Origin of the sequence: Nonomuraea composti, from assembly GCF_012034275.1 — a bacterium.
GTDB lineage: Bacteria > Actinomycetota > Actinomycetes > Streptosporangiales > Streptosporangiaceae > Nonomuraea > Nonomuraea composti.
The window spans coordinates 313,945-338,190 of the sequence record NZ_JAATEP010000004.1; the positions used below are offsets into that span (position 1 = coordinate 313,945).

At 71.4% G+C, this 24,246-nt stretch carries 22 protein-coding genes; 9 read left to right on the forward strand and 13 right to left on the reverse strand.

Annotated elements, in window-relative coordinates; translation table 11 throughout:
* Positions 1–44 precede the first annotated feature (44 nt).
* Entirely contained in the window at positions 45–776 is a 732-nt protein-coding gene (locus HCN51_RS08830) for an ABC transporter ATP-binding protein (RefSeq protein WP_168008543.1), read from the reverse strand.
* A 115-nt stretch (positions 777–891) separates the two neighbouring features.
* Between HCN51_RS08830 and HCN51_RS08835 the strand changes: the two genes are divergently transcribed.
* Positions 892–1,500 (forward strand): response regulator, encoded by a 609-nt coding sequence (locus HCN51_RS08835; protein WP_168008545.1) that lies wholly within the window; start codon positions 892–894, stop codon positions 1,498–1,500.
* Here the strand turns inward: HCN51_RS08835 and HCN51_RS62190 are convergent.
* Positions 1,441–3,519, reverse strand: coding sequence for a histidine kinase (locus HCN51_RS62190; protein ID WP_206066720.1), 2,079 nt, complete (start codon positions 3,517–3,519; stop codon positions 1,441–1,443). The genes HCN51_RS08835 and HCN51_RS62190 overlap by 60 nt on opposite strands.
* A gap of 10 nt (positions 3,520–3,529) precedes the next feature.
* Positions 3,530–4,324, reverse strand: a complete 795-nt coding sequence (locus tag HCN51_RS62195) for a universal stress protein (RefSeq protein ID WP_346433580.1) — start codon at positions 4,322–4,324, stop codon at positions 3,530–3,532.
* A gap of 79 nt (positions 4,325–4,403) precedes the next feature.
* Here HCN51_RS62195 and HCN51_RS08850 point away from each other — a divergent pair, with 79 nt between their 5' ends.
* Positions 4,404–4,706, forward strand: coding sequence for a hypothetical protein (locus HCN51_RS08850; protein ID WP_168008547.1), 303 nt, complete (start codon positions 4,404–4,406; stop codon positions 4,704–4,706).
* Between the two features lie 109 nt (positions 4,707–4,815).
* Positions 4,816–5,520 carry a phosphatase PAP2 family protein gene (locus HCN51_RS08855; protein ID WP_168008549.1) on the forward strand — a complete coding sequence of 235 codons (705 nt, stop codon included), beginning with the start codon at positions 4,816–4,818 and terminating at the stop codon, positions 5,518–5,520.
* On the opposite strand, the gene pip is transcribed toward HCN51_RS08855, so the two are convergent.
* The 3 genes from pip to mscL are packed head-to-tail and all read right to left on the reverse strand — an operon-like array spanning position 5,460 to position 7,498.
* On the reverse strand, positions 5,460–6,419 hold the full coding sequence (pip, locus tag HCN51_RS08860; RefSeq protein WP_168008551.1) for a prolyl aminopeptidase: 960 nt from the start codon (positions 6,417–6,419) through the stop codon (positions 5,460–5,462). The two genes, HCN51_RS08855 and pip, sit on opposite strands and share 61 nt — an antisense overlap.
* Positions 6,420–6,466: 47 nt before the next feature.
* Positions 6,467–7,039 (reverse strand): hypothetical protein, encoded by a 573-nt coding sequence (locus tag HCN51_RS08865; protein WP_240972597.1) that lies wholly within the window; start codon positions 7,037–7,039, stop codon positions 6,467–6,469.
* A 36-nt stretch (positions 7,040–7,075) separates the two neighbouring features.
* A complete protein-coding gene (gene mscL / locus HCN51_RS08870) occupies positions 7,076–7,498 on the reverse strand; it encodes a large conductance mechanosensitive channel protein MscL (protein WP_168008553.1) in 423 nt (140 codons plus the stop codon).
* Between the two features lie 238 nt (positions 7,499–7,736).
* Between mscL and glgX the strand changes: the two genes are divergently transcribed.
* Genes glgX through treZ form a run of 3 tightly spaced genes read left to right on the forward strand, consistent with a single transcriptional unit; the run spans position 7,737 to position 14,455 of the window.
* Positions 7,737–9,830: a glycogen debranching protein GlgX gene (gene glgX, locus HCN51_RS08875; protein WP_080042545.1), complete on the forward strand. Its 2,094-nt coding sequence runs from the start codon at positions 7,737–7,739 to the stop codon at positions 9,828–9,830.
* Positions 9,823–12,750, forward strand: coding sequence for a malto-oligosyltrehalose synthase (gene treY / locus HCN51_RS08880; protein ID WP_346433581.1), 2,928 nt, complete (start codon positions 9,823–9,825; stop codon positions 12,748–12,750). The genes glgX and treY overlap by 8 nt, the downstream gene beginning before the upstream one ends.
* A complete protein-coding gene (gene treZ, locus HCN51_RS08890) occupies positions 12,740–14,455 on the forward strand; it encodes a malto-oligosyltrehalose trehalohydrolase (RefSeq protein ID WP_168008555.1) in 1,716 nt (571 codons plus the stop codon). Before treY ends, treZ begins: the two co-directional genes overlap by 11 nt.
* Before the next feature lie 222 nt (positions 14,456–14,677).
* On the opposite strand, the gene HCN51_RS08895 is transcribed toward treZ, so the two are convergent.
* Together HCN51_RS08895 and HCN51_RS08900 are read right to left on the reverse strand one after the other, a co-directional pair.
* The gene (locus HCN51_RS08895; RefSeq protein ID WP_168008557.1) at positions 14,678–15,658 is read right to left on the reverse strand and encodes a hypothetical protein; all 981 of its coding nucleotides are present in this window, start codon (positions 15,656–15,658) and stop codon (positions 14,678–14,680) included.
* Between the two features lie 381 nt (positions 15,659–16,039).
* On the reverse strand, positions 16,040–16,981 hold the full coding sequence (locus HCN51_RS08900) for a winged helix-turn-helix transcriptional regulator (RefSeq protein ID WP_168008559.1): 942 nt from the start codon (positions 16,979–16,981) through the stop codon (positions 16,040–16,042).
* Between the two features lie 62 nt (positions 16,982–17,043).
* Between HCN51_RS08900 and HCN51_RS08905 the strand changes: the two genes are divergently transcribed.
* The 3 genes from HCN51_RS08905 to HCN51_RS61205 are packed head-to-tail and all read left to right on the forward strand — an operon-like array spanning position 17,044 to position 19,576.
* Entirely contained in the window at positions 17,044–17,841 is a 798-nt protein-coding gene (locus HCN51_RS08905) for an ABC transporter permease (protein ID WP_080042542.1), read from the forward strand.
* Positions 17,841–18,785: an ABC transporter ATP-binding protein gene (locus HCN51_RS08910; RefSeq protein WP_168008561.1), complete on the forward strand. Its 945-nt coding sequence runs from the start codon at positions 17,841–17,843 to the stop codon at positions 18,783–18,785. Before HCN51_RS08905 ends, HCN51_RS08910 begins: the two co-directional genes overlap by 1 nt.
* Complete coding sequence (locus tag HCN51_RS61205) at positions 18,782–19,576, forward strand: ABC transporter permease (RefSeq protein WP_168008563.1); 795 nt, start codon at positions 18,782–18,784, stop codon at positions 19,574–19,576. The genes HCN51_RS08910 and HCN51_RS61205 overlap by 4 nt, the downstream gene beginning before the upstream one ends.
* A 28-nt stretch (positions 19,577–19,604) precedes the next feature.
* On the opposite strand, the gene HCN51_RS08920 is transcribed toward HCN51_RS61205, so the two are convergent.
* The 5 genes from HCN51_RS08920 to HCN51_RS08940 form a co-directional block, all read right to left on the reverse strand.
* Positions 19,605–21,194: an FAD-dependent monooxygenase gene (locus HCN51_RS08920; protein WP_168008565.1), complete on the reverse strand. Its 1,590-nt coding sequence runs from the start codon at positions 21,192–21,194 to the stop codon at positions 19,605–19,607.
* A 92-nt stretch (positions 21,195–21,286) separates the two neighbouring features.
* A complete protein-coding gene (locus HCN51_RS08925; RefSeq protein ID WP_168008567.1) occupies positions 21,287–21,577 on the reverse strand; it encodes an MTH1187 family thiamine-binding protein in 291 nt (96 codons plus the stop codon).
* A 67-nt stretch (positions 21,578–21,644) separates the two neighbouring features.
* Complete coding sequence (locus HCN51_RS08930; protein ID WP_080042538.1) at positions 21,645–21,968, reverse strand: hypothetical protein; 324 nt, start codon at positions 21,966–21,968, stop codon at positions 21,645–21,647.
* Between the two features lie 10 nt (positions 21,969–21,978).
* Complete coding sequence (locus HCN51_RS08935) at positions 21,979–22,656, reverse strand: uracil-DNA glycosylase (protein WP_080042537.1); 678 nt, start codon at positions 22,654–22,656, stop codon at positions 21,979–21,981.
* A 69-nt stretch (positions 22,657–22,725) separates the two neighbouring features.
* Positions 22,726–24,102 carry a M1 family metallopeptidase gene (locus tag HCN51_RS08940; protein WP_168008569.1) on the reverse strand — a complete coding sequence of 459 codons (1,377 nt, stop codon included), beginning with the start codon at positions 24,100–24,102 and terminating at the stop codon, positions 22,726–22,728.
* Between the last annotated feature and the right edge of the window lie 144 nt (positions 24,103–24,246).

The window sequence follows — 24,246 nt, forward strand, 5'->3', positions numbered from 1 at the left end:
ATCGCCGAACCCGGCCCTCGCGCTCCGATCGCCGAACCCGGCCCTCACGTCCACGCCCCCAGCCTGGTCATCCGCTCGGCCACCTTCTCGGCCGTCGGGCCGGACATGGAGTCCACGATCCGGCCGTCGGCCAGGAACAGCACGGTGTCGGCGTACGAGGCGGCCAGTGGGTCGTGCGTCACCATCACGACGGTCTGGCCGAGGCCGTCCACCACCTCGCGCAGCAGCCGCAGCACGTCCCTGGCGGTCATCGTGTCCAGCGCCCCGGTGGGCTCGTCGCCGAACACCACCTCAGGGCCGGTGATCAGCGCCCTGGCGATGGCGACGCGCTGCTGCTGGCCGCCCGAGAGCTGCGCGGGCCGGTGCCCGGCGCGGCCCTCCAGGCCCACCCGGCGCAGGATGTCCTCCAGCCGGCCGCGCGGCACCCGGGCGCCGGACAGGCGGAGGGGGAGGGTGACGTTCTCGACCACGTCGAGCGCCGCGACCAGGTTGAACGCCTGGAACACGAAGCCGACCCGCTGCCTGCGCAGCTCGGTCAGCTCCGTCTCGCCCATCCCGGTCAGCTCGGTGCCGCCGAGCCGCACGGAGCCGGACGACGGCACGTCCAGCCCCGCCGCGCAGTGCAGGAACGTGCTCTTGCCCGACCCCGACGGCCCCATCACGGCGGTGAACGAGCCGCGCGGGATGACGGCCGACACCTCCCGCAGGGCCGCCACCGCGCCCTGGCCCTTCCCGTACACCTTGCTCACGGCGTCCAGCCGCACTGCTTCTGTCATGCCCGGCTCTGTCATGTGTTCCAGCGTGCCGACCAGCGCGTACGCGTCCCAGAGATGCCGTCACCCACCACCCATGACGTCATCATGATCCGGACATTGGTGGACAATAGGCTGCGTGATTCGCATTCTTCTGGCCGAGGACCAGGCCGTCATCAGGGGCGCGCTCACGGCGCTGCTCGGCCTGGAGCCGGACCTGGAGGTGGTCGCCGCCGTCGAGTCCGGCGCGGCCGCCGTCGCCTCGGCCGCCGTTGAGCTGCCCGACGTGGCCGTCCTCGACATCGACATGCCGGGCGAGCTCGACGGCCTGGAGGCCGCCGCCCGGATCGGCGCCCGCGTGCCGTCGTGCCGGACGCTCATGCTCACCGGGCACGGCAAGCCCGCGCACCTCAAGCGGGCGCTGGCGGCGCGGGTGGGCGGGTTCATGCTGAAGACGGCGCCGCCCGAGGAGCTGGTGGAGGCGATCCGCGACGTGGCCGCGGGCAAGCGGGTGCTGGACCCGTCGCTGGCCGTCACCGCGTGGGACCTGGCCGACAACCCGCTCACGCCGCGCGAGGCCGACGTGCTACGGCTCGTCGCGGGCGGCCTGGACGCCCCCGACATCGCGGCCCGGCTGCACCTGACGGCCGGCACCGTGCGGAACTACCTGACGGCCATCGTGACCAAGCTAAACGCGCGCAACCGCACCGACGCCGTCCGCCTGGCCACCGAGGCGGGCTGGATCTAGCGGCGCCGTCGCGTCGAGCACGAACCAGCCGTCGTCCGCGCCCGTCGTGAGCCGCCCGTCCAGCGCCGCCAGGCGGGTGGTGAGGTTGCCCAGCCCGGACGAGCCGCGCCGGGCCTCGCCGGCGCGGGCGCCGTCATTGCGCACGGTCAGGCGCACCCGCCCGCCGCCGGCGGACGTGCGGATCACGCAGTGGCGGGCGGCGCTGTGGCGCAGGACGTTCGTGACGGCCTCGCGCAGGACGGCGCTGAGCACGGTCTCCACCTCGGCCGGCAGCGGCGGGTGCGCCAGGTCGGAGGCCACCTCGACGCCCGCCGCCCGCAGGACGGACGCGGCCGAGCCCGCCTCCGCGGCGAGCGACAGGTCGAGCTGCCCGCCCGAGACCGAGCGCAGGTCGTGCCCGGCCCGCTCGGCCATCTCCAGGACCTCCGCCAGCTCCGCCCGCGCGGCCTCCGGCGGGAGGCGGCGGGCCAGCTCGCACTTCAGCAGGATCGCGGCCAGGTCGTGGCCCAGCAGGTCGTGCAGGTCGCGGGCGGCGCGCAGGCGCTCCTCGACGACGGCCGAGCGGGCCAGGCCCTCCCTGGCGGCCTGGAGCTCCTTCGCGATCCCGGCCAGCCGCAGCAGGCTGTAGATCACCAGGCCGGTGACGAGGTTGCTGACCGTGACGTTCGCCGCCGCGGCCAACGGCAGCTCGAACGAGGCGGCGAGGGCGGCCGTGGCGGCCACGATCGCCGCGACCAGCGGCCAGGCCGTGCGCGGGCGGAAGGCCAGCAGCACCGGGCCCGCCAGGAAACCGCCCACGCCCAGCCAGATCGGGCCGAACAGCGGGACCGGCGCGAACGCCAGCACCGCCATCACGCCCAGCGCCGCCATGTGACGGCCATGGACGGACCTGAGCTGCATGACCACGATGACGGCCAGCAGCCCGACGGCGTGGGGGAGGAGGCCCGTCGGGATCTGCAGCAGGGCCTTGAGGCTGAAGCCGACCAGCACGGCGGCCAGGATGAGCACGGACAGGTCGGCGCGCGGCCGCTCCTCCGGCCGGCGGCGCGGGGCGGGGAGCGTCGCCTCCACCGTGTGGCGGCCCTGGTCCGACAGGCCCGCTCCCAGCGTGCCGCCGGCCGCCCTGACCTGGGCGGCGAGCTCGCTCAGCGCGTCGTCCTCGGCGGTGCGACGGCCGTCGTCGGTGATGCGCAGGGTGACCGTGCCGGGGCCTTCCTCGGTCTCGACCAGGCAATGGCGGGCCGTGCCGCGGCGTACGACGTCGGTGACGGCCTCGCGCAGCACGGTCGCGAGCAGCGCCCCCGCCGGCCCCAGCGGCTCGGCGTGCCCGGCCCGCACCTCCACCCGCACGCCGGCGGCCTCCAGCATGCCCCTGGCCGTGGTCAGCTCCGGCGTCAGCGACATCGCGCGGTAGCCGGCCGCGGCGGCCCGCGCGTCCGCCAGCGAGCGCCGCGCCGCACTGACCGCCTCGCCCAGGTCTGTGGCCGTGGTGTGGTTCATGGCGCGCCGCACCCCGTCGGTGATCGTGGCGAGGCCGCGCCCCAGGCCGTCGCTCAGCTCGGCCGCGATGCGCAGCCGCTCCTCGCCCACCGCCGCCGCGGCCAGCGCCTGCCGGGTGGCGTGCAGCTCGTCCACGCGCTCCACCAGCCGGATGAGCCCGAGGACGATCAACGTCATCAGCACCGTCGTGATCGCCAGGTCGAGCGTCGAGGCGAGGCCGCCGCCCCGGGCGTACGCGATCACGACCGCGCTGAACGCCACGGCGGGCGCCACCGCCCACAGCCGCGTCACCAGCAGCGACCCCGCCAGGAAGCCCAGCACGACCACGGACGAGCCGGCCCCCAGCGTCACCCAGAAGACGAGCACGGCCTGCGCGGCCAGCAGCCACCACGCCCGCGACCAGAGCGTGTAGAGGCACTGCACCGCGAACACCAGCACCGCCCCCGGCGCGCCGGCCAGCACGTACACGCCGGCCAGCGCGGCCAGCACCGCCACCACGATCATCCGCGTCACGAACACACGGGCAAGCCTAGGAGAACCCCCTCGGCAGCACCGTGACCGGGCAGGAGGACGCCCGCAGCACCTTCATGGCCAGCTCGCCGAGGAACACTCGGTGCGGCTGGGCGTCTTCACTGGCCGCGCACACCAGCAGCTCGCCCGGCAGCCACTCGACGCCGGCCAGCGCGGCCGTCACGTCGTGCCCCTCGGCCACCTCCGACTCCGCCTCGATGCCGGTCGTCTCCCACGCCAGCCGCACGGCCAGCGCCAGGTCGTCCCTGAGCTTGCCCTGGTCCTCGGTGCGCAGGTCGAGGGTGATCAGCCGCAGCGGCACGCCCAGCCGCAGCGCCGCCTGCGCCACCTGCCCCACCGCCGCGTCGCACTGCGGCCGATGCACGTAGGCCAGCGTGAGGCGGCCGGGCTCGGCGGGCGGCAGGTAGCCGGCCGGCGCCAGCATCACCGCCTCGGACGACAGGTGCAGCAGGTGGTCGGCCGCCGAGCCGATCGCGATGCGGCCGTGCTGCCCGCCGGCCGCCGAGCCGACCACGATCAGGTCGGCCCTGATCCGGCTCGCCAGCACCGACAGGCCGCGCCCCGTGCCCCGGCTCTCGTACGTGATGTACTCGGCGGGCACCGGTCCCAGCGCCTCGGCCGCGTGCGCCAGGTTGGCCTGCGCCTCGACCGCCAGCCCCGGGCTGCCCGGCGGGTAGATCGTGGCGATCGTCAGCTCCCCGCCGGTGACGCGGGTGATCGCGGCGCCGAGGGCGAGAGCGTCTCTCCCGCCCGCGTCGTTCGCGTATCCGACGATCACGTGCGCTCCGATCACGATTGCCCTCTTACCCGCTCTGAACTGGGAATACGCCGCCTTCTTCCGAACGTTTCAAACCTGTGGAGGCGCAAAGAAAGTGAAGATCACACTTGATACCCGGTTCAACGGGTCGCTCGGTCCCATCACCCTTCGTGAAGCGGTTCAGCAGCTCCGCGAGCGCGACCTGGCCTGCACCGTCGCGGCGGACGCCGTCGAGCAGAAGGTGTCCGTCTTCTCCGACTGCGTGGAGCGCGGGTTCACGCCCCTGCGCAGCGAGATCATGGCCGCCTACTACATGGCGGAGCGCGACGCCACCACCGAGGCGTTCGACCGCGGGCTGATCACCCGCGCCGAGCTGGAGACGAAGCAGGCAGCGCTGGCGCGGCAGTTCCTTACCTAAGGAGCGGGGCCTTACCTAAGTAGGAGGGCTTTTCAGCCGATAGGTCGAGGCATTCGACGCGTTCAGTCCGTAAGGTCGTGTCCATTGGTCGTTCACGGATTGGACACGCGTGTACCAGGACATCGTCGGCTTCGCCCTCACCACGCCCGCATGGCTGCACACCTTCGCCGAGGTCGGCACCGACGCCGGGTTATTCCTCTTCGCGGCGCTGTTCGTGGTGGCCGCCGTGCGAGCGTGGCGGGCGCCGGCTCGTGACCTGGCCCTCGTGATCGCCGGGCCCGCCGGGATCGTGCTGGCGTACATCGTGAGCGAGGTCGTCAAGACCCTCGTCAGGGAGGACCGGCCGTGCCGGGGCGGCGTGGCGACGATCGCCGCCTGCCCGCCCCTGGACGACTGGTCCTTCCCCAGCAACCACTCGGTGATCGCGGCCGGCGCCGCCGCCACGCTCGTGCTCGCCTGGCGCGGCCTGGCCTGGGCGGTGTTCCCGCTGGCCGCCGTCATGGCGTTCTCGCGGGTGTTCGTGGGCGTGCACTACCCGCACGACGTCGCCGCGGGCTTCCTGCTGGGTGCGGTGCTCGCGCCGCTGTTCACGCTGCTGCTGGTGGGCGCGGTCACCCCGGCGGTACGGCTGGTCCGCGCCCGCCTGGCAGGTGAGGGCGCGGCCCACCTGCCCGCTTCGGGCTTCGGCCGGCAGCCTGGTTTCGGGCAGCAGCCGGGCCCTGGCTTCGGCCAGCAGCCGAACCTGGGCCTTGGTCAGGATCCGAACCGGTCGGTCGCCTCTATGAGCCGATCCACGATGCCCGGCTCCGAGTAGGCGTGCCCGGCGTCGTCCACCACGTGGAACTCCGCCTCCGGCCACGCCTTGTGCAGATCCCACGCCGTCGCCATGGGCGTACAGGCGTCGTAGCGGCCCTGCACGATCACGGCCGGCAGGTGCCGGATCCGGTCGACGCCCCTCAGCAACTGGTCGGCGGGCTCGAACCAGCCGCCGTGGCGGAAGTAGTGGTTCTCGATCCTGGCGAAGCAGACGGCGTGCTTGTCCTCGCCGAACTCCTCGACCAGCGCCGGGTCGGGCAGCAGCGTCACCGTGCCGCCCTCCCACTGCGACCACGCCTTGGCCGCCGCCAGCCTGGCCTCGTCGTCCGCCCCCTCCAGTCTCCTGCCGAACGCTTCGATCAGGTCGCCCCGCTCCTCCTCGGGGATCGGGGCGACGTACCGCTCCCACAGGTCGGGGAACAGGTAGGAGGCTCCCTCCTGGTAGAACCAGCGCAGCTCGTGGGGCCGCAGCAGGAAGATGCCGCGCAGCACGATCTCGCTCGTCCGGTCGGGGTGCGTCTGCGCGTACGCCAGCGCCAGCGCGCTGCCCCACGACCCCCCGAACACCTGCCACCGCTCGATGCCCAGATGCTCGCGCAGCTTCTCCATGTCCGCCACCAGGTGCCACGTGGTGTTGGCCGCGAGATCGGTCGCCGGGTCGGAGGCGTGCGGCAGGCTCCGCCCGCAGTTGCGCTGATCGAACAGCACGATGCGGTACCGCTCGGGGTCCCACTGCCGGCGATGCTTGGCGCTGCACCCGCCCCCCGGGCCGCCGTGGATCATGACGGCGGGCTTGCCGTCGGGGTTGCCGCAGACCTCGTAGTAGATCTGGTTACCGTCACCGACGTCGAGCAGGCCGGAGTCGTACGGTTCGATGGGCGGATACAGGGTTCTCATACGCCCCGATCCTGCCGCATGCCGGCCCCTGCGTCGTCATACGTCGCCTAAGCCCACTGGTGGCGGCTGAGGAAGCCGCGTTCGCCCGTCGCGTACTCGTTGAACGCCTGCCGCACCTCTTCCAGCTCCGCCACCATGGCCCTGACCAGGTTTCCTTCCTTGTACTCCAGCTCGAACCCGGGCGAAACCTGCAAGAAGTGCTGCCCGAAGTTCACCAGCGCCACGAACGGGTTCTGCGCCGACATGGTTCCCAGCACGTCGTGGATCAGCCCCAGGTCAGGATCATGGACGACCATCCCGTCCCCGGTGTGCAGCTGCATCCCTTCGTACACGCCCAGCGGGGCCACGTTGTGCACGAGGTCCCGCTGGGGGTCGTAGCAGACCAGGCCGTGGGCGCGCGCGACCGTGAACACCTGGGCCGACAGCTCGTCCATCGTGTCGAGGTCCATCGAGACGAGCACGTGCCCGGGGTAGAGCGTGACCTCCCCGGGCAGTTCCTTGGCCACGTCGGGTGCGGTGCCGGTGCCGGGCGGGGTTCGCTTGACCGCCAGGTACGTCGCCCGCGCCTGGTCCCTGCTGATCGGCACCGGCTCGTCCCAGACCATCAACTCAACGCTCATCGGTCCATCTTGACGGACGGGCCGCGCGGTCGCGCGTCATGGCCTGGGTTTTTCCGAATCCGGCACCAGTTCCACCGTGCAGTGCGCGCAGCGGCGGGCCTCGGTCGGGATGTCGGACAGGCATTCGGGGCACTGCTTGGTCGCGGCCGTCTTGTTCCGCTCGAGGAGGCTGATGAGCCGGGTCATGGGGGCCACGACGAGCCAGTAGACGATGGCCGAGATGATCAGGAAGGTGAGCAGGTGGTTGAGGAAGTCGCCGTACTTGAACCGGCTGCCGTTGATCGTGAAGGAGTATTCGGCGAAGTTCGGCTGGCGGCCGCCCGTCACCGCGCCGATCAGCGGGGTGATCAGGTCCGCCACGAACGCCTGGACGAGGCCGCTGAACGTGGCGCCGACGATCACGGCGACGGCCAGCTCGACGATGTTGCCACGGAGTAAGAACTGTTTGAAACCGCCCATGGAGTCGGCACATTGCCGTACAAGACGGTCCGAAACCGGTGACGTAAGGGATGCTGAGTGCGTGAGCCGCTTCCGATACCGCGCCGTCGGGGCGGCTCACCCGTTTTGACCTCGGAAGAAGCGAGGCGGAGTAATGACGCCCTCAGCGTGGGAAGGAACAGAGTGATCTAGCTGGGGCCCGGGGTTGTCCGGTGGAGCGGGGGAACGGAACATGGGGAGAGACCGTAAGGGAGCCTCGATGATCGAGATCTGGCCGGGAGACCCTTATCCGCTCGGGGCTACCTACGACGGGGCCGGCACCAACTTCTCGCTCTACACCGAGGTGGCCGACCAGGTCGAGCTGTGCTTGTTCGACGAGGACAACGTCGAGTCGCGGGTGCCGCTGAGCGAGGTCGACGGGTTCATCTGGCACGGCTACCTGCCGGGCATCGGGCCTGGTCAGCGCTACGGTTACCGCGTCCACGGGCCTTACGAGCCGGCGCACGGCCTGCGGTGCAACCCGAGCAAGCTGCTGCTCGACCCGTACGCCATGGCCATCGAGGGCGGCGTCAAGTGGAACGAGGCCGTCTACGGCTACCGGTTCGGCTCGCCCGACATCAGGAATGATCGCGACTCCGCTCCGTACGTGCCGCGTTCGGTGGTGATCAACCCGTTCTTCGGCTGGGGCCACGACCGGCCGCCCGCGACGCCGTACCACGACACCGTGATCTACGAGGCGCACGTGCGCGGGCTCACCATCAGCCACCCCAAGATCCCCAAGCACCTGCGCGGCACGTACGCGGCGCTCGGGCACCCCGAGATCCTCGACCACCTGACCAGGCTCGGCGTGACCGCGCTGGAGCTGATGCCGGTCCACCAGTTCGTCACCGACCACATCCTGGAGCAGCGCGGGCTGTCCAACTACTGGGGCTACAACTCGATCGGGTTCTTCGCGCCGCACAACCGCTACTCCAGCCAGGGGCAGCGCGGCGGCCAGGTGCTGGAGTTCAAGGCGATGGTGCGCTCGCTGCACGAGGCGGGCATCGAGGTCATTCTCGACGTCGTCTACAACCACACCGCCGAGGGCAACCATCTCGGGCCGACGCTGGGGTTCCGGGGGATCGACAACATCAACTACTACCGGCTGGTCGCCAACGACAAGCGGTACTACGTGGACACCACGGGCACCGGCAACAGCCTGCTCATGCGCTCGCCGCACGTCCTGCAGATGATCATGGACTCGCTCCGCTACTGGGTCATCGAGATGCACGTCGACGGGTTCAGGTTCGACCTCGCCTCGACGCTCGCGCGCGAGCTGCACGAGGTCGACCGGCTGAGCGCCTTCTTCGACCTCGTCCAGCAGGACCCGGTGCTGTCGCAGGTCAAGCTCATCGCCGAGCCGTGGGACGTGGGGCCCGGCGGCTACCAGGTGGGCAACTTCCCGTCCCGCTGGACGGAATGGAACGGGCGATACCGCGACACCATCCGCGACCTGTGGCGCGGGCAGGCGGCCACCCTGCCCGAGTTCGGCTCCCGGTTCACCGGGTCCAGCGACCTCTACAAGGACGACAGCCGCCGCCCCGCCGCCTCGATCAACTTCGTGACCTGCCACGACGGCTTCACCTTGCAGGACCTCGTCTCGTACAACCACAAGCACAACGAGGCGAACAAGGAGGGCAACCGCGACGGCACCGACGACAACAGGTCCTGGAACTGCGGCGAGGAAGGCCCTGCGGGCATCGCCATCGAATCGCTGCGCGAGCAGCAGAAACGCAACTTCCTCACCACCTTGTTCCTGTCGCAGGGCGTGCCGATGCTCTCGCACGGCGACGAGCTCGGCCGCACCCAGCGCGGCAACAACAACGGCTACTGCCAGGACAACGAGCTGACCTGGGTCGACTGGTCGGACGTCCGCGAGAACTGGCTGCTGCTCGAATTCACCCAGAGCCTGGCCGAGCTGCGCAAGAAACACCCCGTCTTCCGCCGGCGCCGCTTCTTCTACGGCAAGCCGGTACGCGGGCTGCGCGACATCGCCTGGCTCACCCCGTCCGGAGAGGAGATGACCGACGGCGACTGGACGGTCGGCTACGCCAAGTCCCTGGCCGTCTTCCTCAACGGCGACGCCATCACCGAGCCCGACCGGCGCGGCCGCACGATCAGGGACGACTCGTTCCTGCTGCTGTTCAACGCCCACCACGACACGATCAAGTTCACGATCCCCAAGGACTATGGCGAGATGTGGCATACGGAGATCGACACGGCCATGCCGATCAGGCTGGACGCCCGGATGGTGAAGGCGGGCGACGCGATCGCCGTGCCCGGCCGCAGCATGCGGGTGCTGCGCCGTGTCTAGCCCCCCGACCCCGCTGTCCAGGCCCTTCTCCACCTACCGGGTGCAGCTCACCCCCGACTTCGGCTTCGCCCAGGTCGCCGAGATCGCCGGCTACCTGCGCGACCTCGGCGTGAGCCACGTCTACCTCTCGCCGATCCTCCAGGCCACGCCCGAGTCGCGGCACGGCTACGACGTCACCGACCACTCCAGGATCAGGGAGGAGTTCGGCGGCGCCACCGGCTTCAGGGAGATGGCGCAGCAGCTCGCCGCCCACGACCTCGGCATCGTCATCGACATCGTGCCGAACCACATGAACACCGTGAACGCGCAGTTCTGGTCCGTCCTCAAGGACGGGCCGGCCTCGCCGTGCGCCTCCTGGTTCGACATCGAGTGGGTGGACGGCAAGGTCGCGCTGCCCGTCCTGGGCGACGACACCCCGCCCGTCGTGGACGGCGACGTGCTGCGCTACCACGAGCATGCCTTCCCCCACCCCGGCCACTACCGGCTCGTCGACTGGCGCGAAGGGCCCGGCTACCGGCGCTTCTTCGACGTGTCGACGCTGATCGGGCTGCGCGTCGAAGACCCGTCCGTGCTGTTCGCCACGCACGAGGTGATCTTCTGGCTGCTCGACGAGGGCCTCGTGGACGGGCTGCGCGTCGACCACCCCGACGGCCTCGCCGACCCGCGCGGCTACCTCGAACGCCTGCGCGCCCGCGCCGGCAGCGCCTGGACCGTCGTCGAGAAGATCCTCATCGGCCCCGAACGGCTGCCCGCCGACTGGGCCTGCGACGGCACCACCGGCTACGAGGTGCTCAACCGCGTCAACGGCCTCTTCGTCGACCCCGCCGGCAAGGAGCCGCTCATCCGGCTGTTCACCGAGCTGACCGGGCAGCCCGCCGACTACCGGCCCGTGATGGCCCAGGCCAAGCAGGACGTGCTCGACCTGTTCTTCGGCGCCGAGGTGGACCGGCTGGCCCGCGCCACCTCCTGCGACCCGGCCGCCGTCCGCGAGCTGCTCGCCGCCATGCCGGTCTACCGCGCGTACGTGGTGCCCGGTGAGCCCCCGCCGCCCGTGGCGGTCGAGACCGTCGAGCTGGCCGCCGCCTCCTGCTCACCCGCCGTCCGCCCCCTCGTCCACGAGGTCCTGTACGGCTCCGCCGAGTCGATCGTCCGCTTCCAGCAGACGTGCGGGCCCGTCATGGCCAAGGGCGTGGAGGACACCGCGCTCTACCGGTGGTTCCCCCTCGCCTGCCTGAACGAGGTGGGCGGCGAGCCCGACGTGTTCGGCATCTCGGTGCAGGAGTTCCACGAATTCTGCGGAGAAATGTCCCCCTACACCATGACCACCCTGTCCACCCACGACACCAAACGCTCCGAGGACGTGCGGGCCCGCCTGTCGGTGCTGTCGGAGCTGCCCGGCGAGTGGGCCGCGGCCGTGGCCGAATGGTCGGCGCAGGTCAGCTTCGACCCCCACCTCGACTACCTCGCCTGGCAGAACCTCATGGCCGCCTGGCCCATCTCCGCCGAACGCTTCACCGAATACCTGCTCAAAGCCGCCCGCGAAGCCAAGACCGCCATCTCCTGGGTCAACCCGGACCCCGACTACGAACGCCGCCTGCGCGCCTTCGCCGCAGCCGCCGTCCGCCTCCCCATCGGCGGCTTCACCGAACGCATCGACCGGTACGCGATGTCGAACTCCCTCGGAGCCAAGCTCGTGCAGCTCATGATGCCCGGGGTGCCGGACGTCTACCAAGGTAACGAGACCACCGACTTCTCCCTCGTCGACCCCGACAACCGGCGGCCGATCACCTACCCCCGCAAACCCGAAACCTCCTGGGACTCCGCCAAACTCCTGGTCACCACCCAGGCCTTGCGCTTGAGGCGGCGGCTGGGGGGCGCCGCCGCATATTCGCCTCTGTACGCGGACGGCCCTCAGGCCGACCACGTGATCGCCTTCGCCCGCACCACGCCCGACACCACCACCCCCGCCCCTCCGCGGCCCGCCACCTGGACCTTCACCGAGGAAGAGACCATCTGGGCCCCGGAGCACGACCCGGCCACCGATCCCGGGGCTCGCCCGGCCCCGGAAGCGGGCACCGCCTGGACCCCGGAGGCCGGCCCTGGGGCTCGCTCGGCACTGGGGACGGGCGCCCCCTGGTCTCTGGAGGCCGGCCCGGCGGCCGGCCTCGGAGCACGCCCGCCGACACAGGACCCCACCGGCATGCCGGGCCCCGGCACGCCGGGCCCCAGCACGCCGGGCACTGGCACACCGGATGACGGCGCATCCGGGGGCGATGCGGCGGACGCTGGTGTGCCCAGCGTCGACGCACCTCGGTCCCGAGCCGCCGCCACGGCTGACACCGACCCTGGGGCAGGTGCCGCCACCTGCGGCGAGGCCAACGCCGCCGCGCACGGTGACGCCCGCGAGCGAGCGCGCACCCATGCCGCACAGGGCACGCGGCCTGCCGATGCGTATCGGGTGCGGGCCGATGTCGGGTATGGTGCGCCGCCAGCGGACGAGCACGGGGCCCACCTCGATGGCGTGGGCGGCGCCCGGACGGACGACGTCCATGGTGTCCGGCCGGACGGCGAGCACGCCGGCCAATCCCGTGGCGAGCACGGCGACCACCCCGACGGCGAGGGTGTCCGGCCTGACGGCGAACGCGGAGGTTCCGTCGAGCCCGAGCAGCGAGCGGGGGCTGTTGCCGAGGAGCAAGGCGGGGGCGTTGCTGGGGTTGGGGGGCGGCCGCGGGCGGTTGTGGTGGCGACGCGGTTGCCCGTGGGCCTGGCCGCCGCGGGCGGGTGGGGGTCCACCACGTTGACCTTGCCCGCGGGCACCTGGCGGGACCTGCTCACCGGTGGCCTGTTCACCGGGCGGATCCCGCTCGCGCACCTGCTCGGTCAGTATCCGGTCTCACTCCTGGAGAGACATGATCTTTGAGGTCTGGGCACCGAAGGCCACGTCGGTCGAAGTGGACGTCCTGGGCGGGCGCCGGGCGATGTCGCCCCGGGAAGGGGGCTGGTGGTCGGTGGAGGTGGAGGGTGCCGGGCACGGCACCCGGTACGGCTTCGTGGTGGACGGCGACGGCCCGTACCCCGACCCCCGCACCCACCGGCAGCCGGAGGGGATCTTCGGGCAGAGCGCGGTGTACGACCATGCCCGCTTCACCTGGTCCGACCACGACTGGAAGGGCCGCGACCTGCGTGGAGCGGTGATCTACGAGCTGCACATCGGGACGTTCACGCCGGAGGGCACGTTCGCCGCGGCCATCGAGAAGCTGCCGCATCTGGTGGAGCTCTGCGTCGACTTCGTGGAGATCATGCCGGTCGCGCCGGTGCCGGGCGGCCGCAACTGGGGCTACGACGGCGTGGACCTCTACGCCGTGAACGAGACGTACGGAGGGCCCGACGGGCTCAAGTCGCTCGTGGACGCCTGCCACCGGGCCGGGATCGGGGTCATCCTGGACGTGGTCTACAACCACCTCGGACCGTCGGGGAACTTCCTGCGGCCCTTCGGCCCGTACTTCTCCGGCTTTGACGGCAGCTACTGGGGCGAAGCGGTCAACCTGGACGGGCCGGACTCCGACGAGGTGCGGCGCTACTTCATCGGCAACGCCCTGCAATGGCTGCGCGACTACCACATCGACGGCCTGCGCCTCGACGCCGTGCACGCGCTGCACGACAAGCGCGCCAAGCACCTGCTGGCCGAGCTGTCGGAGGAAGTGGACGCGCTGGCCTGCTTCGTCGGACGCCCGCTGTCGCTGATCGCCGAGTCCGACCTCAACGACCCGCGCATGGTGCGCCCGCTCGACGCCGGCGGGCTCGGCATGACCGCGCAGTGGGACGACGACGTGCACCACGCCCTGCACTGCGCCGTCAGCGGCGAGAGCCACGGCTACTACCAGGACTTCGCCCACCTCCCGGCCCTCGCCAAGGTGCTCACGCATGGGGTCGTGCACGACGGCACCCGTTCCAGCTTCCGGGCTCGCACGCACGGCAGCTCGTACGCGGGCGTGCCCGGATACCGGCTCGTGGCCTGCCTGCAGAACCACGACCAGATCGGCAACCGGCCCGCCGGCGACCGGCTTCCCATGCCGGCACTCAAGCTCGGTGCCGGACTGCTCCTGACCTCGCCGTTCACCCCCATGCTGTTCATGGGCGAGGAGTGGGGGGCGCGTACGCCGTTCCTCTTCTTCTCCGATCATGTCGAGCCCGAGCTGCGCGACAGCGAAGGGGTGCGGAGGGAGCGGGAGTTCGACGGGTTCGGGTATGTGTGGGAGGCGCCGAATCCGTCGGACGAGGAGACGTTCCTCAAGTCGAAGCTCGACTGGGGCGAGGTGAAGGAGGAGGCGCACTGGTCGCTGCTGTGCTGGTACCGCGACCTGATCGCCCTGCGCAAGGCCCTGCCCGAGCTGTCGGACCCGCGGCTGGACCGGGTGCGGGTGGAGATGGATCCGCTGGAGAAGTGGCTGCTGGTGTGGCGGGGGGAGCTGGCGGTGGCGGTCAACTTCTCCCAGGAGTCGGTGACGGTGCCCGTGTCGCCCGGCACGGTGCTGCTGGCCTCGGACGAGCCGGTGGCGACGGACGACGAGGGGCTGCGGCTCCCCGCCCAGTCCATGGTCATCTGCCGCCCTCCATCCCCATGAGGTAGCTGGTCCTCGTCAGAGTGGCGCGTGCGGGGAGTCGCCGCGGTTGGGTGTGGGGGTGCGCCTCGCATGCGGGCGGGAGAGGGCGGCTCGGGGTGTTCAGGGGAGGCGGGGCCCTGCTCGCGGCGTCGTGTTGCGGTGGGTGCGGTCGGCATGCGCGATGGTTCCCGTTCGGTTGGGGGTGAGGGGTGGGGTGGGCCGTCGGTGCGGGGACGGCCCGGGTCATGCCGCCAGGACGCGGGCCGGGTCTGGGGAGTGGAAGTCGATCGAGGTCAGGGTGGCGTGCTGGGAGGCTTGGGTGGCGCAGAGCCAGTCGTTCAGAGAGCCCGTGAAGCCTGAAGGTGGGCCGACCTTGAGGCAGGTGATCTGGCCGGTGCCGGGGGCCGGGCCCACCTTGAGGCGGCGGATGCTGCCCGTGCGGCCCAGCTCGCCGGCGTCCGCGTCGTACGGGGTGAGGCGGACGCCGAAGGGGAGGCCGCCGTCGGGCTGGTCGGCGGGCTGGATGTGGAGGAAGTCGTCGATCTTGTGGGTGGTCGCCTCCGGGTGCCGGGCCAGGTAGGAGAGGTGGTCGGTCAGCAGGCGGCCGGCGACCGTGCGCAGGAGGTTGGTGGCGCACAGGTTGTGGGCGCAGGCGGCGCCGTCCAGAGTGATCTCGGGCAGGGCGAAGCGGCGCAGGCCCCGGGAGGTGACCCGCAGGCAGTCGCACGCGCCCATGTCGGACGGGTCCCACGGCGGGCAGGTGGCGGCGTCGTGGACCTGGACGTCCCAGGACAGCCAGTCGTCGTCCAGGCGGAAATGGGTGGGCTCGCCCGCGCACCTGCCGCACGTCAGGATCGTCGAGTCGGTCAGCGGGTCGATCAGCAGGCCGTCGCTCTCCCTGGCCAGCGCCCTGGCCGAGGCGCGGGCCACCTGCACGGCGGTCGGGAGCTTGTGCGGGGGTGCGGTGGCGGAGACCACCACGTGTTGTCTCGTGCGGCGCAGTCGGCGTCTTTCGTCGTCGGTGAACGTGGTGGTGGTCGGCTTCCACGGGGTCGGGTGGTGGGTCACCGACAGGGTGCCGTGGGCTGCCGCCGTGATGGCGGCTCGTTTGAACGGGCCGCCCACGCGCCATGGGACGAACGACTCGACGTCGAAGGGCACTTGCTCCATGGCGACGATGAAGTGGGAGGTCATGGTGGTGGGCAGGGGGATCGTGATCTTCATGGTGGGCCTCCGTGCATGGCTGGGTCGTGATCGGGAGGCACCCAGGATCTGGGAGGAGGGGTGGAGGGCGAGGGGTCGAACGGCGTTCTGTGGATAACTGTGCGGGTGGTGTGTTGGGCCTATGACTGACGTGCGTGTGTGGGCGCGCTGAGGGGTGGGGGAGGCGTGTTCGGCGCAGGCGACGGGCGACGCAGGTGAAGGTTGCGGCGGCGGCGGCCCGGGCCGCACGGGCCTGAGGTGCTGAGGTGCGGCGCAGGCGCGCGGTGCAGGTCGAGGGCGGGCGCGAGCACAGGCGCAGGTGGGGGCTGGGTTGAGGGGGCGGCCGGTGCGTGGGGCGCCGGCCGTGGGGGCGCTGGCCCGTGAGGGGATTCGGTGGGGTGGTCAGTGGAGGGTGAGGGCTGCGTCGGTGGCTTCGGTGATGGCTGAGGGGATGTCCAGGACCGGGAAGATGACGTGGCGGATCGTTCGGGAGCGGTCGATCACCAGGATGAGGCGCTTGAGCTTCAGGTCCTGGCCGGCTCGGAACGTGGGCAGCCGCAGGGCCGCTGTCAGGTGGAGGTCCATGTCGGAGAGCAGGGGGAAGGGGATCGATTCCGCGGTGGCGAAGGCGGCCTGTTCGTCGGGGCGTTGGGTGCTGACGCCGTGGACGGTGACGCCGGCGGTGGTGAGAGCCGGGAAGCGGTCGCGGAACAGGCGGTTTTCCAGGGTGCAGCCGACTGCTCCCGGCACCTGGTCCCAGTCCGGGGGGAGGGAGGTGGCCACGCCTGTTGACGGATAGGTGAACAGGATGGTGGCGGTGGCGGTGTCGGCGACCACGTCGAGCTGGGGTGGGTGGGTCACATCGGCGGAGGTGGTCGGACCAGCGCTTGGGGAGGTGTTGGAGGTGGTGGGCTCGAGGGTGGCGGGGAGGAGGAGAGAGGTGGGGACAGGGGTGCCGAGGAGGGCGCGTACGCGGGCCTGCTCCGTTCCGCCCTCCCGGGGCGCGCCCGTCGCCGACCCGTCACCCAGGAGCCAGCGGTCGGCCCAGTCCTGCATGCTGACCAGTGTCGGCGCCAGTGCCCAGCCGGTCTCCGTCAGGACGTACTCGTGCCGCACCGGCCCCGCCTGATACGGCCGCCGCGCCAGCACCCCGTGCTCGACCAGGTGTCTGAGGCGTTCGGTCAGGACCTTCCGTGAGATGCCGAGCTCGCGCAGAAGGTCGTCGAAGCGGCGGTGGCCGCGGGTCACCTCGCGGACGATCAGCAGGCTCCACCAGTCGCCGATGACAGAGGCGGCCTGGGCGATGGAGCACTGGGCGTCCTGCTCGCGTAGCTCTCTGACCATGACGTGACTTTACCCGATCGTGAGTCTCTGATAGAAACTGAGTCAGTTCCCAAAGGAGACTTATGGTGGTGGCGTGGGCGACCCTGCGGCGGTCGTGGCTGGTGACGAGACGGGCCTACCCGTGGACGTACTTCGTGGGCAACCTCCTGCTCGGCGTGCTCACGATGGGCCTGGCCTATCTCGGGCTGCGGGTGCTGGGCGGAGGGGAGGTGGGCGCGGAATTTCGCGAGAAGTCGGGGACGGGGGATTACCTGGCGTACATCGCCGTCGGCGCGGCGGCGCTCATGTTCGTCAAGCACTGCATCCTGTGGACCGGCAAGGCCATGATCCAGGAGCAGCGCGAGGGCACCATGGGCGCGCTGATCGTGGCGCCCGCCCGGCGCCTGCCGTACCTGGCCGGGTTCTCGATGTTCTCGTTCACGGCCGTGGCGCTGGAGGTCGCGGTGCTGTTCGGCTGCGCCACGCTGCTCGGGGTGCGGCTGGCCCCGACCGGCTGGGGAGACGGGCTGCTGGCGGTGGCGGGGCTGGCGCTGGCCGTGTTCGGGATGTCGGTGGTGCTGAGCAACGTGATGATCGTCGCGGGTGAGGCGCACATCACCCAGAACAGCGTCTTCTACGCCATCGCCGTGCTGTCCGGGTTCACGTTCCCGAGGCCGTACCTGCCCGAGGCGCTGCAGTGGCTCGGCGAGGTGGTGCCGGTGACGGCCGCCATGGACGTCGTACGGGGCGTCTTCAACGCCGGCACCGGCGTCGACCCGGGACGCCTGGCCGCCACCCTCCTGATCGGCCTGCTCTACACGACCGCCGGGTTCCTCGCCATGCCGTGGGCTGAGCGCAGGGCCATGGAACGGAGTTACTGATGATCGAGACTCACGACCTGCGCAAACGGTTCGGCGCCAAGACCGCCGTGGACGGCCTGAACCTGGTCGTCCCCCAGGGCCGCGTCACGGGCCTGCTCGGGCTGAACGGCGCCGGCAAGACCACCACCATCAAGATCCTGGCCACGCTCCTCAGGCAGACCGAGGGGACGGTGCGGATCGGCGGGCTCGACCCGGTCAGGCAGCCGCACGCCGTACGGAAGCGGATCAACCTGATCGCCGGCGGCGAGCGCATGGTCTACGCCCGCATGACCGGCCGCGAGAACCTCTGGTACTTCGGCCAGCTCTACGACATCCCCAGCCGCGTGCTCAAGCCGCGCATCGACGAGCTGCTCGACCTCGTCGGACTCACCGACGCGGCCGGCACCAGGGTCGAGCGGTACTCGCGCGGCATGACCCAGCGCCTGTCGATCGCCCGCGGCCTCGTGAACGACCCCGACTACCTGCTGCTCGACGAGCCCACGCTCGGCCTCGACGCGCCGATCGCCCGCGACCTGCGCAAGGTGGTGGCCGAGCTGGCCCGCGGCGGCAAGGCCGTGCTGCTGACCAGCCACTACCTCGCGGAGGTGGAGCAGCTCTGCGAGCACGTGTACGTGATCGGCGACGGCCGCCACCTCGCCGAGGGCACTCCCGCCGAGCTGATCGCCCAGACCGGGTGCCATCGCACGGTACGGGTGGAGGTGTCCGGCCTGACGCCGGAGGTCGAGGCCGCCGCGCTCGCCTTCGACCCCGCCGTGCGCGTCGACAGTGCCGCTGGGGTGGTCGAGCTGTCCCGTCCTGGGGACGTGGCCGGCGCGCTCACCATGGCGATCGTCGCGGCGGGCGGCACACTGACCGGTCTGGAGATCGCCGAGCCCTCCCTGGAGGACGCCATCCTGGCACTGAACGACCGCAGCGCGGTGGCGATGGCGCAGGTGGCCAGGTGAGGCATGCGTTGCGGGTGCTCAGGGCCGAGGCGCTCAAGCAGCACCGGCAGATCTTCGGCAGCAAGCTGGTGCTGTTCTCGATGCTGGTCTGGCCGCTGCTGCAGCTCGCCGAGGCGTACTACATGCTCCACCCCCTCCAGGGCGGCGACTCGGGCGGGCAGCGGCTGCTCGCCTTCCTCGCTACAGGCACGATGGGGTTCACGTTCTTCTTCTCGCTCGTGCAGTCGTCCTGGCACTTCTCGATGGAGCGGCAGTCGGGGACGCTGGAGCTGCTGTTCCTGTCGCCGGCCAACCGGCTCGTGGTGGTGATCGCGAACGGGTTCGGGGCGCTGGTGCAGAACGTCTGGTTGTTCGTGAGCTTCTCGGTGGCCATGTTCTGGTGGCTCGGGGTGGTGAATGTGGCGCATCCCGGCATGTACGCCGTGGTCTTCCTGGCGCTGCTGGTGCCGGCCGTGGCATGGGGCGCGTTCCTGAACAGCCTGCTGATCTTCTCCAGGGACTCGGCGTTCGTCTACACGCTGCTGGACGACCCGATGTGGTTCGTGAGCGGGGTGCGGCTGCCGACGTCCGCGCTGCCGGAGCTGGTGCGGGCGGCCGGATCCGTGCTGCCGCTGACCGGGAGCCTGGCGATCGTGCGGGGCGCGCTGCTCGACGGGCAGGGGGTCGGCGACCTGGCGGGGGAGCTGGCGATGCTGGCCGGGCTGTCGGCGGCGCTGCTGCTGGCCGCCGTCGTGGCGCTGCGGGTGGGGGAGGCGCGGGCGCAGCGGACGGGGCAGCTCAGACTGTTCTAGGGGGCCCTCTCGGGATCCATCCCAAGGGCTAAGCGGGCCGGCTGAGGATCTGGCGGAGCACGTGCTCCAGCGTGGCCGCCGGGTCCGTGACCGGCCCCGGTGAGCGCCAGGCCACGTACCCGTCCGGCCGCACGAGCACGGCGCCGCCCCCGCTGACGCCGTACCGCTCCTCGAAGCGTCCCTCCACGTCCAGCAGCTCGTCGTCCATGGGCAGCCGGGTCAGCCGCACCCCGAGCCGTTCCTTGACCTGCCGCCCCGCCTCCATCCACGCCTGCGACCCCCGCTTGGCCGCCATGAGCACGAACCCGGACCCGAACAGGTCGATGGTGGACAGGCGCTGCCCGTCCCAGTCGAGCACGACGTGCGGCGCCCGGCTGCCGGGCTTGCCGCCGGCCAGGCGCGGGTCCTCCAGGATGGAGCCGTCGTCGCCGGGCTCGTCGAGGATGGCGGTGGAGTGGTAGCGGTGCACGAGCAGGGCGTGCAGGGGATCGGGGAGCCGTTCGGGGTAGCCGATCCTGGCGGCGGGCGGCATGCGGGCGCCGAGCTCGGCGAGCTGCGCGTCGGCCGTGAGCGTCCCGACGGGGCGGCGTTCGGCGTCGTACGTGTCCAGGAACGCGGGCCCGGCCTGCCCCGTGAGCACCAGCCACAGCCGCCAGGCGAGGTCGGCGCCGTCCTGGAGCGCGGTGCTGCCGCCCTGCCCGCCGGTGGGCGGCATGGTGTGGGCGGCGTCGCCGGCGAGGAACACGCGCCCTGCCCGGTAGCTGCCGGCCAGCACGTGCGCGATGCCGAACGTGGCCCGGTCGAGGATCCGCACGTCCAGGCCGGGCCGGCCGGTCGCGACGCGGACCAGCTCGACGCAGCGCTCGGCGGTGAAGGGGCCCTCGTCGGCGGCCTGGTGGACGCCGAGCACGTGCGCCCCGGCCCCGGCGCCGGTCACGAGGGCGCCGGTGAGGGTGTCGTTGCGGACGTACCACAGGGTGACCTCGCGCTCGCGCACCAGCTCCGACAGGTCGGCGTCGAACATGATGGAGCACATCCGGCTCAGCGTGCCGTGGCCGGAGGTGGGCACGCCCAGCGCGGTACGCAGCTCGCTGTGGTGCCCGTCGGCGGCCACCACGTAGTCGGCCCGGATGACGCGGTCGCCGTCCTTGCCGCGGACGAGGGCGGTGACGCCGTCGTCGTCCTGCTCCAGGGAAACCAGCTCGGTGGAGAAGCGCAGGTCGGCGCCCAGCTCCTCGGCCTTGACGCGCAGCACGCGCTCGACGTCGGCCTGCGGCGCGCCGACCGGCGCGGCGGGGGTGAGCTCGGCGAGGGCGGCGTACTCGGCCTGCCCGCCGTCGCTGATCAGGTGCGGCTCGGGGTCGGCGAGGTCGCGGGCGATCGCGATGCGCATGCCGTCGCCGATGCCCGCCCAGATGCCGGCGAGCTCGTCCTCGATCCCCGGCAGGGGGCGCAGCAGCTCGATCGCCCGCGGCCCGACCCCGAATGCCTTGGGTTGCACGGAGGTGCTCGGACGCCGCTCGACGAGCGTCACGGGTACCTCCCGCCAGGCCAGCAGTGCCGCGGCGCTCAGGCCCGCGTAGCCGCCGCCGACCACCAGGACGGGCACTCGTTCCATGGAAACCACCTCCGAGCACGCGTAGTATCGCGTTTGCGACGAGCAACACGATATGACGCGTCCAAGGAAGGGTCAAGATATATCGCGAAATGTCAGGAGAGGTGGCGCTCCAAAGACTCGATCTTGGACGTCATGCCGTCCGTGACCCCCTCGCGCAGATCGGCCTTCAGCACGAGGCTGACCCGGGGAGCGACCTCGGCCACGGCGTCCACGGCGCGCTTGACGACGTCCATGACCTCGTCCCACTCGCCCTCGATCGTGGTGAACATGGCGTCGGTGCGGTTGGGCAGCCCGCTGTCGCGCACGACCTTGACGGCGCGGGCGACGGGCTCGGCGACCCCTTCGCCGACGCCCAGCGGGGTGATGGAGAAAGCGACGATCATGAGAACTCCTTACCCAGGAAAGCGAAAAGCCACGACGCCCCTGGAACGTCGTGGCCACCGCCGTACGTCACGCGTGGTCGTGCTCTTCGTCGTCCTCTTCCTCGCTCGGCCCCTCGGACGGCTCGACGCCGAGCACGGCCTCGCGAGGCTCGATCTCGCTGATGTGCTCGACGAGACCCAGCACGTGGTCGGGCTCGATCAGCCACTGCAGCGCCGAGGCGCCGGAGTCGTCGGAGCCGACCAGCTCGGCCTGCTCAGTGCGCTCCTCCTCGGTCAGGTCGGCGTCGGGGTGCCTGATCTCGGCGAGCGCCGCGGCCTGCAGCGCGTCCATGTCGAGCACCTCCACGGTCAGCTCGACCGTCAGGCGCAGGAATTTCGGTTCATCACTCATGGCGACGATGCTAGGGCAGCTTCCACTCGACAGGTGCCGCGCCTTGCTTGACGAGCAGCTCATTTGCCCGGCTGAAGGGCCGCGAGCCGAAGAAGCCGCTGCGCGCCGACAGCGGGGAGGGGTGCGCCGACTCGATGCGCGGCACCTCGCCGAGCATGGGCGCCAGGTTGCGGGCGTCGCGGCCCCACAGGATCGCCACCATCGGCTTGTCGCGCGCCACCAGAGCGCGGATGGCCTGCTCGGTGACCTGCTCCCAGCCCTTGCCCCGGTGCGAGGCGGGCTTGCCGGGCATCACGGTGAGCACCCTGTTGAGCAGCAGCACGCCCTGCTCGGCCCACGGCGTCAGGTCGCCGTTGGCGGGACGGGGGAGACCCAGGTCGGTCTCCATCTCCTTGAAGATGTTGAGCAGGCTGCCGGGCAGCGGCCGCACGTCGGGCGCCACCGAGAACGACAGCCCGACGGGGTGGCCGGGCGTCGGGTACGGGTCCTGGCCCACGATCAGCACCTTGACCTCGTCGAAGGGCTGGGTGAAGGCGCGCAGCACGTGGGCGCCTGCCGGCAGGTATTGCCTGCCTTCGGCGATCTCCTTGCGCAGGAACTCTCCCATCTGGGAGATCTGCTCGGACACGGGCTCGAGCGCGCGCGCCCATCCCGCTTCGACGATTTCGTTCAACGGACGACCGGCCATGGCCGTTGAGCTTAGCCAGGTCTGGTACGGCTTGCGCCCCGAACCCGGGGACAAGCCGTACCAGAATGATCACAACGCCGGTTTGCCGGGCTTGAACAGCCACGCGTCGAACAGCGCCCCGAGGTCCTTGCCCGAGACCCGCTCGGCCAGGGCGATGAAGGCGGCGGTGTCGGCGTTGCCGTAGCGGTGCTCGCGGGCCCACGCCCGCAGGATCGCGAAGAACGCGGCGTCGCCGGTCGCGCCCCGCAGCGCGTGCAGCGTCATCGCGCCCCGGTCGTAGACGGGGTCGTGGAAGAGGTTCTCGGGGCCGCCGGGATCGGCGGTCGGCGTCTGCCAGAACTCGTCGTCGGCCGGCCGCGCGTACGCCTCGTCGAAGGCGGCCTGCACGGTGCGCGTCCCGAGCTTGTCGGCCCACAGCCACTCGGCGTAGGTGGCGAAGCCCTCGTTGAGCCAGATGTCGCGCCACAGCGTGGGCGTCACCGAGTCGCCGAACCACTGGTGGGCCAGCTCGTGCGCGAGCAGCGACTCGCTGGGCACGCGCGGGTAGAGCGGCCGGGTCTGCGTCTCCAGCGCGTAGCCGACCTCGGGCGCGTTGTCCACGATGCCGCCGGTCGAGGAGTACGGGTAACGCCCGAACAGCTCGCCGAAGTAGTCGAGCACCGGCGGGTGCCGCTCGGCGAACCCGGTGGCGTCGCCCCTGGCCTGCGGGTCCACGGCGGTGGTGACCCGGTAGCGGCCGACGCGGCGGTCCGTGAGGTCGAACGTGCCGATCGATACCGTGGCCAGGTAGCTGGCCATGTGCTCGCGGACGTTCCACTCGTACGTGGCGCGCCCGCCCATCGATGTCCTGCGCACCAGGTCGCCGTTGGCCACGGCCACCCGGTCGGCGGGCACGGTCACGGTGAAGCGGTACGTCGCCTTGTCCGTCATGTGGTGGTTGCCGGGGTACCAGGTGATGGCGCCCTGGGGTTCGTTGGCGTTGTAGACGCCGTCGGCGGTCCTGATCCAGCCGTCCATGGAGCCGTCGGGGTCGAGGACGTGCGCGGGGGTGCCGTCGTACCGGACGACGACGGAGAAGCCGCGCCGGTCGTGCAGGGTCCTGGCGGGCGTGACCACCAGCTCGGAGCCGCTCTGCGTGAAGGAGGCGGGCCTGCCGTCGACGGTCACGGACCGCACGGTCAGCGTGTCGGCGAGGTCGAGGTTGAAGCGGCTGAGCGCCTGCGTGGCCCGCGCGGAGATGGCGGCGCGGCCGGACAGGTGGCCGGAGGCCGGGTCGTAGTCGAGCGTGAGGTCGTAGTGCCGGGTGTCGTAGCCGCCGTTGCCCTGGCCGGGGAAGTACGGGTCGCCCGCGCTGGGTGCGCCGGGCGTGCCCGCCGGGGAGGCGGTGGCGGGGGTGAGCGGAAGCGCGAGGAAGGCTGCTGCGGTGAGAGCGAGAAGACGCTTCATGAAAAAGCATCGAAAATGCCCGAATGGGCGTTACGGCGGGGGGCCACCCCCCCGAGGGGGGGGCCGCCGCAGCCCCCCCGAGGGGGGGCCCACCCCCCCCCCCGGAGGCGCGCCTCCTCGCCCGCCCGACAAGACACCCGGGGG